The sequence below is a fragment of the Ramlibacter sp. genome (genome assembly GCF_035548915.1).
Classification (GTDB): Bacteria; Pseudomonadota; Gammaproteobacteria; order Burkholderiales; family Burkholderiaceae_C; genus Ramlibacter.
Genome location: NZ_DASZSE010000021.1, coordinates 24,109 through 37,769 on the forward strand (window position 1 = coordinate 24,109; position 13,661 = coordinate 37,769).

Sequence of the window (13,661 nt, forward strand, 5' to 3'; positions counted from 1 at the left end):
AAACCGGCGCGTCGCGCCGCCGCCCAAGATGGGCGCCATCCAATCAACGGAAGGATCAGCAGCGATGTCCACGCCGACCACCTTCGAAGCCGCCCTGCCCGGCAGCAAGCACGCGCCGCTTCCCGTGCCGCGCTACCTGGAGCAGGTCTACTGGTGGGCCTATGTCCATCCGAAGGCCGTGCACGTGTTCGAGCGCGAGTGGCTGGTCAATCTGATCCTCTTCGGCAACTACGGGCGTCTGCGCGACGCGGCCCTCGCCGACCTGGGCGAAGAGATCCGTGGCCGCACGCTGCAGATCGCCTGCGTGTACGGCAACCTCACGCCGAAGCTGCGCGAACGGCTCGCGCCCGATGCGAGCCTGGACGTCGTCGACATCCTCCCGATCCAGCTGAAGAACCTGGCCGCCAAGATGCCGCCCGACGAACGCGTGGCGCTGCTGCAGGGCGACTCCTCGTCGCTTGCCGCGCCGGACGCGTGCTACGACCAGGTGCTGCTTTTCTTCCTGCTGCACGAGCAGCCCGACAACGTCCGCCGCCGCACGCTGAAGGAAGCGATGCGCGTGGTGAAGCCGGGCGGCCGGGTCATCATCGTGGACTACCACAACCCCGTGCCGCGTCATCCGCTCAAATGGCTGATGAGGCGCGTGTTCCGCTACCTCGAGCCGTATGCATTCGACCTGTGGGAAAACGAAGTGCTCGACTTCCTCCCCGCGCGCCTTCAGCCCGCGTCGTGGACGAAGCAGACGTGGTTCGGCGGCCTGTACCAGAAACTGGTGCTCACGAAATGATGGAATCGTTCCGGGCCGATGTCGCCATCGTCGGCGCGGGCGGCGCGGGATTGCGCGCCGCGATCGCCGTGGCGCAAAAGGACCCGTCCCTCACCGTGGCGCTCGTGTCCAAGGTGTACCCGATGCGCAGCCACACGGTTGCGGCCGAAGGCGGCGCCGCGGCCGTGACGCAGCCGCACGACAGCCTCGAGGCGCATTTCCACGACACGGTCGCCGGCGGCGACTGGCTGTGCGAGCAGGACGTGGTCGAGTACTTCGTCGCGCATGCGCACGAGGAGATGGTGCAGATGGAGCACTGGGGCTGCCCCTGGAGCCGTCGCGACGACGGCCACGCGAACGTGCGCGCCTTCGGCGGCATGAAGATCGAGCGCACCTGGTTCGCCGCGGACAAGACCGGCTTTCACATGCTGCACACGCTCTTTCAGACGTCGATGCGGTTCGCCTCGATCCGCCGCTTCGACGAACACTTCTGCGTCGACCTGCTGGTGGACGAAGGCCGCGTGGGCGGCGTCGTCACGATCGAGATCGCCACCGGCAAGTTCACCCTGATCCAGGCGAAGTCCGTGATCATCGCCACCGGAGGCGCGGGGCGCGTGTTCCGCGAGAACACCAACGGCGGCATCGTCACGGGCGACGGCATGGCGCTCGCATACCGCCACGGCGTGCCGCTGCGCGACATGGAGTTCGTGCAGTACCACCCCACCTGCATGCCCGGCACGGGCCTGCTCTTCACCGAGGCCTGCCGCGGCGAAGGCGGCTTCCTGCTGAACAAGGACGGCTATCGCTATCTGCAGGACTACGGACTCGGCCCGGCCGGGGACAAGCCACGCAACAAGTTCATGGAGCTCGGCCCGCGCGACCGCCTCTCGCAGGCGTACTGGCACGAAAAGCAGAAGGGCCGCACGGCCGGCGGGCCGCATGGCGAGGTGGTGCATCTCGATCTGCGGCATCTCGGCGAGAAGAAGCTGCGCGAGCGGCTGCCGCAGATCTACGAACTGGCCGTGCAATACCTGGGCGTCGATCCGGCCACGCAACCGATCCCCGTGCTGCCCGCCGTGCACTACACGATGGGCGGCATCCTCGCAGATGGAAAGACGGCCGCACCGCTCGCGGGACTCTATTCCGTCGGCGAATGTTCGAGCGTCGGCATCCACGGCGCGAACCGGCTCGGCTCCAATTCCCTCACGGAGCTCATCGTGTTCGGCAAGGTCGCGGGCGAGGAAGCCGCGCAATACGCGAAAGCCGCGCCGGAGGCGGACGCGGCGATCCTGCACGCGCAGGCCGAAGACGTTCGCGCGTGGGCGCAATCGTTCGTCACCCGTGAAAAGGGAACCGAGCGCATCGCCACCCTGCGCCGCGAAATGGCACAGTCGATGGAAGACGGCTGCGGCATCTACCGCACCGGTGACGCGATGCAGGCGACCTGCGACAAGCTCGCCGAGCTCAAGGAGCGCTACAGGAACGTTCGCCTGGACGACGGCTCGCGCGCGTGGAACACCGAATGGCTGCTCGCGATCGAGCTGGGCTACCTGCTCGACGTGGCGCAAGCGATGGCGCATTCGGCGCTGCACCGGCTCGAGTCGCGCGGATCGCATCAACGCCTGGACGGCCACGGCGAGCGCGACGACGCGAACTACCTGCGGCACAGCCTCGCCTTCTACAACGGCGACGGTCCGCCCGCGATCGATTACAGCGCGGTGAAGATCACGACTTCGCAGCCCGCGACACGTGCGTACGGCGCCGCGGGCGAAGCGGCCGAACGAGAAGCGCTGGAGGCGCATCATGTCTAGCGCAAGCGCGAAGACGATCGAGATCCGGGTGCTGCGCTACCGCCCCGAGCAGGAAAGCGAGCCCGTGTGGCAAAGCTATTCGGTGCCGTACACCGACGACATGTCGGTGCTGCAGGGGCTGCAGTACATCAAGGACGAGATGGACGGCAGCCTGAGCTTCCGCTGGTCCTGCCGCATGGCGATCTGCGGCAGCTGCGGGATGATGGTGAACGGCAAGCCGCACCTGTCGTGCCAGACCTTTCTGCGCGACCTGCTGCCCGGCCCGGTGAGGATCGAGGCGCTGCAGCATTTCCCGATCGAGCGCGACCTGATCGTGGACGTCGGGCAGTTCGTTCGCAAGCTCGAAAGCGTGAAGCCCTGGCTCATCCCGAAGGAAAAGCGCGATCTCTCGCAGGGCGAGTACCTGCAGACGCCGCACGAGCTGGAGCGGTTCGAGCAGTTCAGCTCGTGCATCAACTGCATGCTGTGCTATTCGGCGTGTCCGCAGTTCGGGCTCGACTCCGATTTCATCGGGCCCGGCGTGCTCGCGCTCCTGCATCGCTACAACGCGGATTCGCGCGACGGCGGCGCGGCCGAGCGCATGCCTGCGCTCAACGCGGCCGAGGGCGTGTGGAGCTGCGCCGCCGTGGGCTACTGCTCGGAGGTCTGCCCGAAGCACGTGGACCCGGCGAACGCGGTGAACCAGAACAAGGTGAATAGCGCGAGGGACTACTTCCTGCGCTTTCTGATGCCGCGCGGAGGCCGCGAATGAACGAGCCCCGCGTGAATGGCCCGTATGTGCGCGGCATGAACCGCTGGTGGAAGCGCGACCCCTTCTTCGCGCGCTACATGGCACGCGAGCTCACGGCGTTCGCGGTGCTCGCCTATTCGATCGTCCTCGCGTGGGGCCTCGTGCGGCTCGCGCAGGGCGAGGCGGCGTTCGGCGGCTGGGTCGCGGCGGTGCGCTCGCCTCTGGCGATGCTGCTGCACGCCGTGATCCTCCTGTCCTTCATCGTGCATGCGAAGAGCTGGTTCGAGATCATGCCCAAGACGATGCCGATGCTTTTCGTGGGCGGCCGGCGCGTGCCGGCGCGAGCGGTCACGCGCGCGGGCTTCGTCGCCGCGGGCGTGACGAGTGTCGCGGTGCTTCTGCTTGCCGTGGGGTGGCGTGCATGGAACTGAAGCGCTCGCACTCACCCATCTTCTGGCTGCTGTTCGGCGCGGGCGGGATGCTTGCCGCGCTCCTCGGGCCGGCGCTCGTGATCGTCACGGCCTTCACCCCCGAGGCGCTCACGTATCGCGAAGCGGCGTCGTTCGCGCATCATGCGCTCGCGAAGCTGTTCCTCTTCGCCGTCGTGTCGCTCTTCGCGTGGCATGCCGTGCATCGCATCCTGTGCAGCCTGCACGACGTCGGCATTCGCAAGACGTTCGGCGTGAAGCTCGCGTGCTACGGCGTGGCGATGGCGATCACGGTCGTTGCCGCGGCCGCGCTCCTGTCCGTCTGACGTCCATCACCGTGGGGTCCGGCATGAATCACAATGCGGCTCATGCCCGCGGACCTCGCCTCCATCCACAACTGCCGCTTCGTCGACGATAGGCTCGCCACGTCCGGCCAGCCCACGGTCGAGCAGCTCGGCGCCATCGCCGCCGCCGGCTTTGGCACGGTCATCAACCTCGGCCTGCACGACGACCCGCGCTATTCGCTGCCCGACGAACGCGGCACCGTGGAATCGCTCGGCATGCGGTATGTGCACATTCCCGTGCAGTTCGGCTCGCCCCGGGAGGAGGACCTCGATGCCTTCTTCGATGCGATGCGCAGCCACGAGAGCGAAAAGACGTGGATCCACTGCGCCGCCAACATGCGCGTGTCGGCCTTCCTCGGCCTTTATCGCGTGCGTGAAATGGGCTGGGACGCAAAACGCGCCTTCGAGCTGATGCATGGCCTCTGGCAGCCCAATGCGGTATGGTCCGCGTTCATCGCCACGGTGTTGGCCCGTTGAACAAAGACAGGAGCTTGTCCCTCATGCCCCGACGCGCACTCGTTTCGATCATCGTGGTGCTGGCCGCGCTGCTGATCGCGGCCGTCCTCAATCCCTCGCCCGAGCGGCACCGCCAGAAGATCCGCGACGCGGTCGCCGAGCGCAGTCCGCTGGCCGGTGCGCTCGGCCTTGGCTCGCTCACCGCGTTCGCCTCCAACTACCACTCGCTGGTCGTCGCCTCGTACACGACCGCGGGCGACAAGACGCTTTCGGTCGGCTTCCTCGGCATGGTCTTCGTGAGCAATCCCTGAGGCAACCGCGATGCCGGTTCTCGGCTTCGACCATTTGAACCTGCGCGCGCGTCCTCACGCCTCGCCCGCGATCTTCCGGCGCAGTTCGCGAAAGCGCTCCGCGGGGTTCGGCCCGAAGACGGGATCGTCGCGGTGCGGCACGGCATTCTTCGCCGCCTCCCAGTCCTCGGCCGTGAGCAACATGCCCGCGCGAGGGAGGATGTCTTCCTCTTCCTTCTGGATGTGGTTGCCGTAGTAGACCAGGTAGGTCGCCGCGGCCACTTCGATTTCGGCGCGCGCCATCATGGCGTCGTCCGCCGCTTCTTCCAGCAGCTCGCGCAGGTGTTCGCCCGCATGGGCGATGATGCGGTGCTCCTGCTTCAGCCGCGCGATCGTCAGCTCGCGGTCCGGGCTGCGGCGCGCGAGCCGCGCGAACACTTCGTCCTCGCGCGGATGATGCACCTGGTCGCCGTATTCGCGCAGGTAGGAGATGACGTCCAGCATCAGGGCGTAGTTGGGCGTCTCGCCGAGATGGAACGCGTCGACCTCCCGCTGCAGCAGGCGCAGCAGCCGGCTGAAGTACATGTGTTCCTGATGCCACAGGGCGATGGGACTCGACGACATGAAGATGCTTTCTTTCTCTCTTTCCACCGCAGGTTACGGACACATCGCGCGCACCGCGTTGACGTGGATCAACGGGGCGCGCGCGGGGCGCTCCTAAGCTGACTGCATCGCACACACAGGAGTCGAAGCCATGTACAAACGCATCCTCGTCACGACCGACGGCTCGTCCCTTTCGGACAAGGCCGTGCGCAACGCCGTGTCGCTCGCCGCCGTGACGGGCGCCGACCTCGTCGCCCTGCACGTCGTGCCGCGCTATCCGATGTCCTACTGGGACGGCGGCGTGGCGCTGAGCGACGACCAGGTGGGCCGCATCGAGCGGCAATGGGTCGAGCACGGCCAGTCCATGGTCGACCGCGTGAAGACGATCGCGGAAAAGGCGGGCGTCGAAGCGAAGTCCGCGATCACGCGGTCCGACCTCGTGGCCGAGTCGATCATCGCCGCGGCGAAGAAGCACAAGTGCGACTTGGTCGTGATGGCCTCGCACGGCAGGAAGGGCCTGAAGCGCCTCCTGCTGGGCAGCGAGACGCAGCACGTCCTCACGCACTGCAACGTGCCGGTGCTCGTGCTGCGCTAGAGGAAGCAGTGGCAATGAAGATCCTGTTTGCGGCCGACGGCAGCCGCTACACGAAGAAGGCCCTCGGCTTCGTCCTCACGCACGAAGGGCTGCTTGGCGAAGAAGGCGAACTCGTCGTGGTGCACGTCGAGCCGCCCGCCCCGCCGCGCGTGAAGTCGCTGCTCGGCGCTCGCGTTGTCGCGGAGTACCAGCGGGAGGAAGCGCAGAAGGTGCTCGCGCCGATCGAAAAGTTCCTTCGCAAGCACGCGGTGAAGTTCCGCACCGTCGCGCTCGTGGGCCATCCGCCGCTCGAGATCGTGCGCATGGCGAAGCGCGAGAAGGCGCAGATGATCCTGATGGGCACGCACGGCCACGGGCTCATGGGGCGTGTGCTCATGGGAAGCGTCGCGCAGAATGTGGTGACGCAGTCCGACATTCCGGTCCTGCTGGTCAAGTAGCGAGCCGCGCCCTCGATCCGCGCACCCGGCGCGGGTCCCGATTCCCCTCTGCCATGTGGACTTGCCGAACAGGCTATCCTTGCAGACACCGGTCCTGGATCCCCCTGGAGCCCCCGCATGAAACGCGAACCCGACCCCGCCGCCCTGCCCCGGCTTGCGGCGCAGCCGATCGGCATCGACGTGCTGCGCGAGAAGTACCTGAAACACGGCGAATCGAACGAAGAGGAACTCTTTCGCCGCGTCGCGCGCGCATTCGCGAGCGTCGAGGCCGAGCCGCTGCGCGCGCTGTGGGAGCAGCGCTTCTTCGACAACCTGAACCGCGGCGCCATCGGGGCGGGCCGCATCATGAGCGCGGCGGGCACGGGGCTGCAGGCAACGCTCATCAACTGCTTCGTGCAACCCGTGGGCGACTGCATCCAGGGCACGGACGACGAAGGCTACCCCGGCATCTACGAAGCCCTGCGCGAAGCCGCGGAGACGATGCGCCGCGGCGGCGGCGTCGGCTACGACTTCTCGCGCATTCGCCCGCGCGGCGCGGAAGTGCGCGCGACCGCGTCGCTCGCCTCGGGGCCGTGCAGCTACATGGACGTCTTCGATCACTCGTGTTCGACCGTCGAAAGCGCGGGCGCGCGGCGCGGCGCGCAGATGGGCGTGCTGCGCATCGATCACCCCGACGTGCTCGAATTCATCACCGCCAAGCGCACACCCGGACGCTGGAACAACTTCAACGTGTCGGTCGGCGTCACCGACGAATTCATGCGCACGCTGCTCGCGGGCGGCGACTGGCCGCTCGTGCACAAGGGCAAGCCCGGGCCGCAGCTCATCGCCCAGGGCGCGCACGCGCGGCCGGACGGCCTCTGGGTCTATCGCACGCTGCCGGCCAGGACACTCTGGGACACGGTGATGAAGTCCACCTACGACTTCGCCGAGCCGGGCATCCTCTTTCTCGATTCGATCAACCGCGACAACAACCTGCGGTATTGCGAACGGATCGAAAGCATGAATCCCTGTGGCGAGGAGCCGCTGCCCCCTTACGGCTGCTGCGACCTCGGCCCCGTCATCCTCACGCGGTTCGTGCGCCACGCCTTCGGCTTCGGCGGCATGCCCGAGTTCGACTTCGAATCCTTCGCGCAGGCCGTCGCCGTGCAGGTGCGCGCGCTCGACAACGTGCTGGACCTCACCTACTGGCCCTTGCCTGAGCAGCGCAAGGAGGCCCAGGCCAAGCGGCGCATCGGCGTGGGCTTCACGGGCCTCGGCAACACGCTGTGCATGCTCAACCTGCGCTACGACGCGCCCGAGGGCCGCGACATGGCCGCGCGCATCGCGCGCTGCATGCGCGACGCCGCTTACGGTGCCTCCGTGGACCTCGCACGCGAAAAGGGTGCCTTTCCGATGTTCGATGCCGCCCGCTTCCTCGAAGCGGGCACCTTCGCGAGCCGCCTCGACGAGCCGGTGAAGGCAGCGATCCGCGAACACGGCATCCGCAACAGCCACCTCCTTTCGATCGCGCCGACGGGCACCGTGAGCCTCGCCTTCGCGGACAACGCGTCCAACGGCATCGAGCCGCCGTTCGCGTGGACGTATCGCCGCAGAAAGCGCGAAGGCGACGGCCAGTTCGCCGAGTACGACGTGGAAGACCACGCGTGGCGCCTTTACCGCTCGCTCGGCGGCGACATGACGAAGCTGCCGCCCGCCTTCGTCTCCGCGCTCGAGATGCCGGCCGCGAGCCACCTCGCGATGATGCAGGCGGTGCAGCCCTTCGTGGACACCGCGATCTCCAAGACGGTGAACATTCCCGAGGACTACCCGTTCGAGAACTTCCAGGGTCTCTACCTCGAAGCCTGGCGCGCGGGACTGAAGGGCCTGGCGACTTACCGGCCCAACGACATCCTGGGCGCCGTGCTGTCGGAAGCGGCCCCCGTCGCGAGCGAGCCCGAAGGCGCGGCGGCGGTCGCGCTCGCGCCCGATCCGATGCGCTCGATGATCGAAAGCCGCCCGAAGGGAACGCTTCCGGCCGTCGTGGAGAAGATCGAGTTCTGGACCCAGCAGGGCCGCCAGACGCTCTACCTGGTCGTCTCGTTCCTGCCGCTGGCCGACGGCCGCGAGCGCGCCATCGAGTTCTTCATGCCGGTGGGCCAGAGCGGCGAGTCGCAGCAGTGGATCACCTCCAGCATGCGCCTGCTGTCGCTCGCCGCACGCGGCGGCTTTCTCGAACGCGCGCTCGCGGACATGCGCAAGGTCGCATGGGATCGCGGGCCGGTAAGGCTCGGCACATACACGAAGGCCGACGGCACGCCCGTGCCGCTCTGGCACGACTCGGAGGTGGCGGCGATCGCGTATGCGGTGCAGAACATCATCGCGCGCCGTCGCGGCGAGCCGGTGGCGAACCTCGGCACGCCGCCCGCCGAAGCCGCGGACATCGCGCAGGCCGGGATGCCCACACTCGCCGGTGCGAAATGCCCGGAATGCGGCGCGCATGCGATGATCCGCAAGGACGGCTGCGACTTCTGTACCAACTGCGGCCACGTAGGAGCGTGCGGATGAATTTCACCGTGAATCCAGACGTTCTGGCCGGCGGCGGCAAGTCCGCCGGCTTCGACCAGCCGTTCGAGATGATGGAGGCCTGCCACGAGCGCCTGCACCGCATGCTCGCGCTCATGGCCAGACTGAAGGCGCACATGGCCGAACACGGCGTGGACGAGGAGGCGCGGCAGGCCGCCCGCGACATCATTCGCTACTTCGACCAGGCCGCGCCGCAGCATCACCGCGACGAGGAACTGCACGTCTTTCCGCCGATCTTCGCGCGCGGCGACGACGACGCCGCCTCGGTGGCCGGGCAACTGCTGCAGGAGCACGCCGCGATCGAGGCGCAGTGGAAGCGCGTGCGCGAGGTGCTGCAAGGCGTGGCCGACGTCACGATCGAACGCCTCACGCCCGCGGACATCGAGGAATTCGATGCTTTCGCGGGCATCAACGCGAGCCACGCCGAGACCGAGGAGCGCATCGCCTATCCGGCGGCCCGGCCGCTCATCGACGCGGCCACGCAGCGCGCGATGGGCCAGGAGATGCATCGGCGCCGCAACGGCTGAATCGCGGCTTCCGCGCCCCCTCCCCCTCCCCCTCCCCCGCCTTACGCCGCATCAGCCCCGCAGCAGATCGAGCGTCCTGTCGTCCGGCCGGCCGCCGTAGTACTTGTCGAGGCACTTGCCGAAAACGGGCTCCGCGGGCGCCGCCGCCTGAAACAGCGTGAGGCACGAGCGGAACTTCATGTCGTCGGGCCAGCCGAGAATGTCGTGGATGCTGCGGCCCTGCACGGCCAGAAGCAGCCCGCAGCACTCCACGAGCCGCGGCCCGAGCACGTCGTGCGCCAGATAGGCGCGCGCCTCTTCGATGGAATCGAGCGCGAACCGCCGCGCCATCGCGCTCGTGCCCAGGCCCTGAAGCTGCGGGAAGACGAACCACATCCAGTGCGTGCGCTTGCGTCCCGAGCGAAGCTCCCGGCGAACGGACTCCATCACCGGTTGCTGCGCCGCAAGAAATCGCTGCGGATCGAACGCGTCGGGCATGCGTGAACTTTAGACGCGCCCCGGGCGGGAGCCAAGCCCAGTGCACGATAGTCCCCGCTGCCGCTGCCGCCGCCGCGGCCGGTGCCGTGACGAGCCGCCTCAGAGGAACAGACGCTCGTGCCGCGCACGCAGCGCGTTTTTCTGCACCTTGCCCATGGCGTTGCGAGGCAGTTCGTCCACCACGAAGCACCGCTTGGGCACCTTGAAGTTCGCGAGTTCGGCCTTGAGCTTTGCGACGATCGCGTCCCCGTCCGGCCGCTCGCCCGCCTTCGCGACCACGAGCGCCACGCCCACTTCGCCGAAGTCCGGATGCGGCACGCCCACGAGCGCGCTTTCGGCCACGCCGGGCATCTCGTTGATGCGCGCCTCGATCTCGGCCGGGTACACGTTGTAGCCGCCGCTGATGATGAGGTCCTTGCTGCGGCCCACGATGGTCACGTAGCCCTCGGCGTCGATGCGGCCCACGTCGCCGGTCCTGAACCAGCCGTCGGCCGTGAACTCCTCCTTCGTCTTCCCGGGCATGCGCCAGTAGCCCTTGAAGACGTTCGGCCCCTTCACCTCGATGCCGCCGATCTCGCCCACGGACACCTCGGTGCCGTCGGCCGCGCGGATGCGCACGCCCACGCCCGGCAGCGGGAAGCCGACCGTGCCGCCGCGCCGCGCCTCTACGGGGCGATACGGATTGGACGTCAGCATCACCGTCTCGCTCATGCCGTAACGCTCGAGGATCGTGTGGCCCGTGCGCGCTTTCCATTCGTCGAACGTGTCCAGCAGGAGCGGCGCGGAGCCCGAAATGAAGAGGCGCATGTTCGCCGCCGCCTCCCTCGTGAGCGCCTTTTCCTGCAGCATCCGCACGTAAAGCGTCGGCACGCCCATGAAGACGGTCGCTTCGGACATCTTGCCGATCACGACCTTCGGATCGAACTTCGCGAGCCAGATCATGCGGCTCGCATTGAGCAGCGCGCCATGCACGGCGACGAAGAGGCCGTGCACGTGAAAGATCGGCAGCGCGTGGATCAGCACGTCGCCCGGCTGCCAGCCCCAGAACGTCTTCAGCACGCGCGCGTTGGAGGCGAGGTTGCCGTGCGTGATCATCGCGCCCTTGCTGCGCCCGGTCGTGCCGCTCGTGTAGACGATGGCCGCGACGTCATCGGCGCCGCGCGCGGCGATTTCGTGGCGGTCGGCCATGTGCGCGGCGCGATCCAGCAGCGACCCGGTGCGGTCGTCGCCCAGCGTGAAGACGTGGCGCGTTCCCGCCGCGAACGCGAGCTTGCTCACCCAGCCGAAGTCGCCGGGAGAGCACACGACGACCGCCGGTTCGGCGTCGCCGAGGAAGTATTCGATCTCCGCCTTGCGGTAGGCCGTGTTGAGCGGCAGGAAGATGTGGCCCGCGCGCAGCGTCGCCAGATACAGCAGCAGCGCCTCCACCGATTTGTCGACCTGCGCGGCGATGCGCGAACCCGCGGGCAGCTTCAGCGACTCGAGCAGGTTCGCAAGCATCGCGCTCGCGCGGTCGAGGTCGCGCCAGCTGTACGCGAGGCCGTCGCCGGTTTCGATCGCGATGGAATCCCGCTCGCGCGGAAATGCGGCCGCGAGGACCGCGAACAGATTTTCATTCGTCATTCGCAAAGGCGCTCGTGTCTGTCTCGTACTTCCCGTGCCCGGTACTTTCAATCCAGCCTGGCGCCCGATGCCTTCACCACCACGGCCCAGCGCCTGATTTCGCTGCCGATGTGCTGCGCGAACTGCGCTTGCGTGAGGTCGGGGAAGTCCGCGCCGTTCTGCGCCCAGACCGCCTTCAGCTCCTCGGACTGCAGGGCCTTTCGCACCTCGTCGATGAAGCGGTGCTGCGCATCCGCGGGCGTGCCCTTGGGCGCCCAGATGCCGTACCACGTGCTCACGAGGTAGTCGGGCAGGCCCACTTCCGGCGCAGCGGGCACGTCGGGGATGGCGGGGTTTCTCTTCGCGCTGGCCACCACGAGCGGCCTGATGCGGCCGCCCTTGATGTGCGCGGCCGACGAGCCGAGGCCGTCGAACATCAGGTCCACCTGCCCGCCCACGAGGTCGCGCAGCGCGGGGCCGGCGCCCGTGTAGGGGATGTGCGTGATGAACGTCTTCGTCTGCTGCTTGAAGAGCTCGCCCGCGAGATGGTGCGACGTGCCCGTGCCCGCCGAGCCGTAGTTGTAGCGGCCGGGGCTCTTCCGGACGGCCGCGAGGAACGCCGCGTAATCGGGCATCGGCATGTTCTTCGGATTCACGACGATCACCTGCGGCACGGTCGCCACCAGCGTGAGCGGCACGAGGTCCCGCTCGAGGTCGTAGTCGAGGTGCGGATAGATCGAGGGCGCGATGGTGTGGTGCACCGCGCCCATGAAGAAACTGTAGCCGTCCGCTGCCGAGCGCGCCGCGATGCCCGCGCCGACCGTGCCGCCCGCGCCGCCGCGGTTCTCGATCACGAGCTGCTTGCCCGTCTGCTTGGCGAACTGCGCGGAAAGCGGCCGCGCGAATGCATCGGTGCCGCCGCCCGCGGGGAAAGGGACGACGAGTGTCGGTGCCCGGGCGGGCCAGGCGGACTGCGCCCGCAGCGCGGGCGCGAACACGGCCGCGACAGCGGCGCCCATCAGCTCGCGGCGCTTGAGATGGCGGGAAGGCATGCTTGTCTCCAATGTTGTCGTCCGGAATGCGACGGTACAGCCCGGCCTTGCGGCCCGAAATCGGGATTTGTCCCTGCGCCGTGCCTGGTGGCCGCTTGCGGCGGGCAAGTCAGCGCCGCGCCTGCGCGGTGCGCCGCGGCGGCGCTTCGCTCCGCGTTTCGGCCCACACCCACAGCAGCACGCCCAGGAGGATCATGGGCACGCACAGCCACTGGCCCATGGTCATGTCGAGCGCGAGGATGCCGAGGAACGCGTCGGGCTCGCGGAAGTACTCGGCCGCGAAGCGGAAGACGCCGTAGCCCACGAGGAACGCCGCGGATACCTGTGCGGGCCGGCGCTCCTTGCGCGCGTAAATCCAGAGGATGACGAACAGCAGCACGCCCTCCATCAGAAACTGATAGACCTGCGACGGATGGCGCGGCACGAGCGAGCCGCTTTGCGGAAACACCATCGCCCACGGGAGCGACGGGTCGGCTGGGCGGCCCCAGAGTTCGCCGTTGATGAAATTCCCCACGCGCCCCATCGCGAGGCCGAGCGGCACGCAAGGCGCCACGAAGTCCATGACCTGCCAGAAGGGCTTGCCGCGCGAATGCGCGAACCACAGCTGCGCGAGGATCACGCCGAGCATGCCGCCGTGAAAGCTCATGCCGCCTTGCCACACGTAGAAGATCTGCAGCGGATGGGCCAGGTAGAAATCGGGCTTGTAGAAGAGGCAGTAGCCGAGGCGGCCGCCCACGATCACGCCGATCACGCCGAGAAAGAGCATGTCCTCCACGTCCTTCGCCGCCCACTCGCCCGGGCCCGTCACGGAGGCGAACGGCTCGTGCTTCAGGCGCAGCCGCGCAAGCAGCATGAAGAGGCCGAACGCGACGAGATAGGTGATCCCGTACCAGTGCACGGCGAGCGGCCCGAGCCGGAATGCGATGGGATCGAATTGCGGGTATTGCAGCACCATGCGGTTATTGTGGCGCAGCTTGGGCG

Annotated in this window: 16 protein-coding genes; 11 read left to right on the forward strand and 5 right to left on the reverse strand. The window is 67.9% G+C overall.

The genetic code is table 11. The annotated features are described in order from the left end of the window. Positions 1-64: 64 nt before the first annotated feature. Genes rquA through VHA82_RS06390 form a run of 7 tightly spaced genes read left to right on the forward strand, consistent with a single transcriptional unit; the run spans position 65 to position 4,846 of the window. Positions 65-787, forward strand: a complete 723-nt coding sequence (gene rquA, locus VHA82_RS06360; protein WP_325541375.1) for a rhodoquinone biosynthesis methyltransferase RquA — start codon at positions 65-67, stop codon at positions 785-787. Further along, entirely contained in the window at positions 784-2,577 is a 1,794-nt protein-coding gene (gene frdA / locus VHA82_RS06365; RefSeq protein ID WP_325541377.1) for a fumarate reductase (quinol) flavoprotein subunit, read from the forward strand. The genes rquA and frdA overlap by 4 nt, the downstream gene beginning before the upstream one ends. Then, positions 2,570-3,328, forward strand: coding sequence for a succinate dehydrogenase/fumarate reductase iron-sulfur subunit (locus tag VHA82_RS06370; RefSeq protein ID WP_325541379.1), 759 nt, complete (start codon positions 2,570-2,572; stop codon positions 3,326-3,328). The genes frdA and VHA82_RS06370 overlap by 8 nt, the downstream gene beginning before the upstream one ends. After that, entirely contained in the window at positions 3,325-3,738 is a 414-nt protein-coding gene (locus VHA82_RS06375; protein WP_325541381.1) for a fumarate reductase subunit C, read from the forward strand. The genes VHA82_RS06370 and VHA82_RS06375 overlap by 4 nt, the downstream gene beginning before the upstream one ends. Beyond that, positions 3,729-4,061, forward strand: coding sequence for a fumarate reductase subunit FrdD (frdD, locus tag VHA82_RS06380; RefSeq protein WP_325541383.1), 333 nt, complete (start codon positions 3,729-3,731; stop codon positions 4,059-4,061). The genes VHA82_RS06375 and frdD overlap by 10 nt, the downstream gene beginning before the upstream one ends. A 42-nt stretch (positions 4,062-4,103) precedes the next feature. Continuing rightward, a complete protein-coding gene (locus tag VHA82_RS06385) occupies positions 4,104-4,556 on the forward strand; it encodes a protein tyrosine phosphatase family protein (protein WP_325541385.1) in 453 nt (150 codons plus the stop codon). Between the two features lie 23 nt (positions 4,557-4,579). Beyond that, positions 4,580-4,846 carry a hypothetical protein gene (locus tag VHA82_RS06390; RefSeq protein ID WP_325541387.1) on the forward strand — a complete coding sequence of 89 codons (267 nt, stop codon included), beginning with the start codon at positions 4,580-4,582 and terminating at the stop codon, positions 4,844-4,846. Positions 4,847-4,900: 54 nt separating this feature from the next. Here VHA82_RS06390 and VHA82_RS06395 read toward each other — a convergent pair whose 3' ends face one another. Then, a complete protein-coding gene (locus VHA82_RS06395; protein ID WP_325541388.1) occupies positions 4,901-5,449 on the reverse strand; it encodes a hemerythrin domain-containing protein in 549 nt (182 codons plus the stop codon). Between the two features lie 130 nt (positions 5,450-5,579). Here VHA82_RS06395 and VHA82_RS06400 point away from each other — a divergent pair, with 130 nt between their 5' ends. From VHA82_RS06400 to VHA82_RS06415, 4 genes are all read left to right on the forward strand, one after another. Beyond that, on the forward strand, positions 5,580-6,023 hold the full coding sequence (locus VHA82_RS06400) for a universal stress protein (RefSeq protein WP_325541390.1): 444 nt from the start codon (positions 5,580-5,582) through the stop codon (positions 6,021-6,023). Positions 6,024-6,037: 14 nt separating this feature from the next. Then, on the forward strand, positions 6,038-6,460 hold the full coding sequence (locus tag VHA82_RS06405) for a universal stress protein (protein WP_325541392.1): 423 nt from the start codon (positions 6,038-6,040) through the stop codon (positions 6,458-6,460). A gap of 117 nt (positions 6,461-6,577) precedes the next feature. Beyond that, on the forward strand, positions 6,578-9,004 hold the full coding sequence (locus VHA82_RS06410) for an adenosylcobalamin-dependent ribonucleoside-diphosphate reductase (RefSeq protein WP_325541394.1): 2,427 nt from the start codon (positions 6,578-6,580) through the stop codon (positions 9,002-9,004). Next, positions 9,001-9,549 carry a hemerythrin domain-containing protein gene (locus VHA82_RS06415; RefSeq protein ID WP_325541396.1) on the forward strand — a complete coding sequence of 183 codons (549 nt, stop codon included), beginning with the start codon at positions 9,001-9,003 and terminating at the stop codon, positions 9,547-9,549. Before VHA82_RS06410 ends, VHA82_RS06415 begins: the two co-directional genes overlap by 4 nt. Positions 9,550-9,600: 51 nt before the next feature. Here the strand turns inward: VHA82_RS06415 and VHA82_RS06420 are convergent, their stop codons facing one another. The 4 genes from VHA82_RS06420 to lgt all read right to left on the reverse strand — a co-directional run bounded on the left by VHA82_RS06420 (position 9,601) and on the right by lgt (position 13,632). Beyond that, entirely contained in the window at positions 9,601-10,026 is a 426-nt protein-coding gene (locus tag VHA82_RS06420) for a DUF1810 domain-containing protein (RefSeq protein WP_325541398.1), read from the reverse strand. Between the two features lie 99 nt (positions 10,027-10,125). Then, positions 10,126-11,649, reverse strand: a complete 1,524-nt coding sequence (locus tag VHA82_RS06425; RefSeq protein ID WP_325541400.1) for a malonyl-CoA synthase — start codon at positions 11,647-11,649, stop codon at positions 10,126-10,128. Positions 11,650-11,696: 47 nt separating this feature from the next. Beyond that, on the reverse strand, positions 11,697-12,680 hold the full coding sequence (locus tag VHA82_RS06430) for a Bug family tripartite tricarboxylate transporter substrate binding protein (protein ID WP_325541402.1): 984 nt from the start codon (positions 12,678-12,680) through the stop codon (positions 11,697-11,699). Positions 12,681-12,789: 109 nt separating this feature from the next. After that, positions 12,790-13,632, reverse strand: coding sequence for a prolipoprotein diacylglyceryl transferase (gene lgt, locus VHA82_RS06435; RefSeq protein WP_325541756.1), 843 nt, complete (start codon positions 13,630-13,632; stop codon positions 12,790-12,792). Positions 13,633-13,661 lie beyond the last annotated feature (29 nt).

What these genes read in the sequence shown, in the direction of transcription:
- rquA (WP_325541375.1), top strand. Translation starts at nt 65, where the DNA reads ATGTCCACGCCGACCACCTTCGAAGCCGCCCTGCCCGGCAGCAAGCAC.
- frdA (WP_325541377.1), top strand. Translation starts at nt 784, where the DNA reads ATGATGGAATCGTTCCGGGCCGATGTCGCCATCGTCGGCGCGGGCGGC.
- VHA82_RS06370 (WP_325541379.1), top strand. Translation starts at nt 2,570, where the DNA reads ATGTCTAGCGCAAGCGCGAAGACGATCGAGATCCGGGTGCTGCGCTAC.
- VHA82_RS06375 (WP_325541381.1), top strand. Translation starts at nt 3,325, where the DNA reads ATGAACGAGCCCCGCGTGAATGGCCCGTATGTGCGCGGCATGAACCGC.
- frdD (WP_325541383.1), top strand. Translation starts at nt 3,729, where the DNA reads ATGGAACTGAAGCGCTCGCACTCACCCATCTTCTGGCTGCTGTTCGGC.
- VHA82_RS06385 (WP_325541385.1), top strand. Translation starts at nt 4,104, where the DNA reads ATGCCCGCGGACCTCGCCTCCATCCACAACTGCCGCTTCGTCGACGAT.
- VHA82_RS06390 (WP_325541387.1), top strand. Translation starts at nt 4,580, where the DNA reads ATGCCCCGACGCGCACTCGTTTCGATCATCGTGGTGCTGGCCGCGCTG.
- VHA82_RS06395 (WP_325541388.1), bottom strand. Translation starts at nt 5,449, where the DNA reads ATGTCGTCGAGTCCCATCGCCCTGTGGCATCAGGAACACATGTACTTC.
- VHA82_RS06400 (WP_325541390.1), top strand. Translation starts at nt 5,580, where the DNA reads ATGTACAAACGCATCCTCGTCACGACCGACGGCTCGTCCCTTTCGGAC.
- VHA82_RS06405 (WP_325541392.1), top strand. Translation starts at nt 6,038, where the DNA reads ATGAAGATCCTGTTTGCGGCCGACGGCAGCCGCTACACGAAGAAGGCC.
- VHA82_RS06410 (WP_325541394.1), top strand. Translation starts at nt 6,578, where the DNA reads ATGAAACGCGAACCCGACCCCGCCGCCCTGCCCCGGCTTGCGGCGCAG.
- VHA82_RS06415 (WP_325541396.1), top strand. Translation starts at nt 9,001, where the DNA reads ATGAATTTCACCGTGAATCCAGACGTTCTGGCCGGCGGCGGCAAGTCC.
- VHA82_RS06420 (WP_325541398.1), bottom strand. Translation starts at nt 10,026, where the DNA reads ATGCCCGACGCGTTCGATCCGCAGCGATTTCTTGCGGCGCAGCAACCG.
- VHA82_RS06425 (WP_325541400.1), bottom strand. Translation starts at nt 11,649, where the DNA reads ATGACGAATGAAAATCTGTTCGCGGTCCTCGCGGCCGCATTTCCGCGC.
- VHA82_RS06430 (WP_325541402.1), bottom strand. Translation starts at nt 12,680, where the DNA reads ATGCCTTCCCGCCATCTCAAGCGCCGCGAGCTGATGGGCGCCGCTGTC.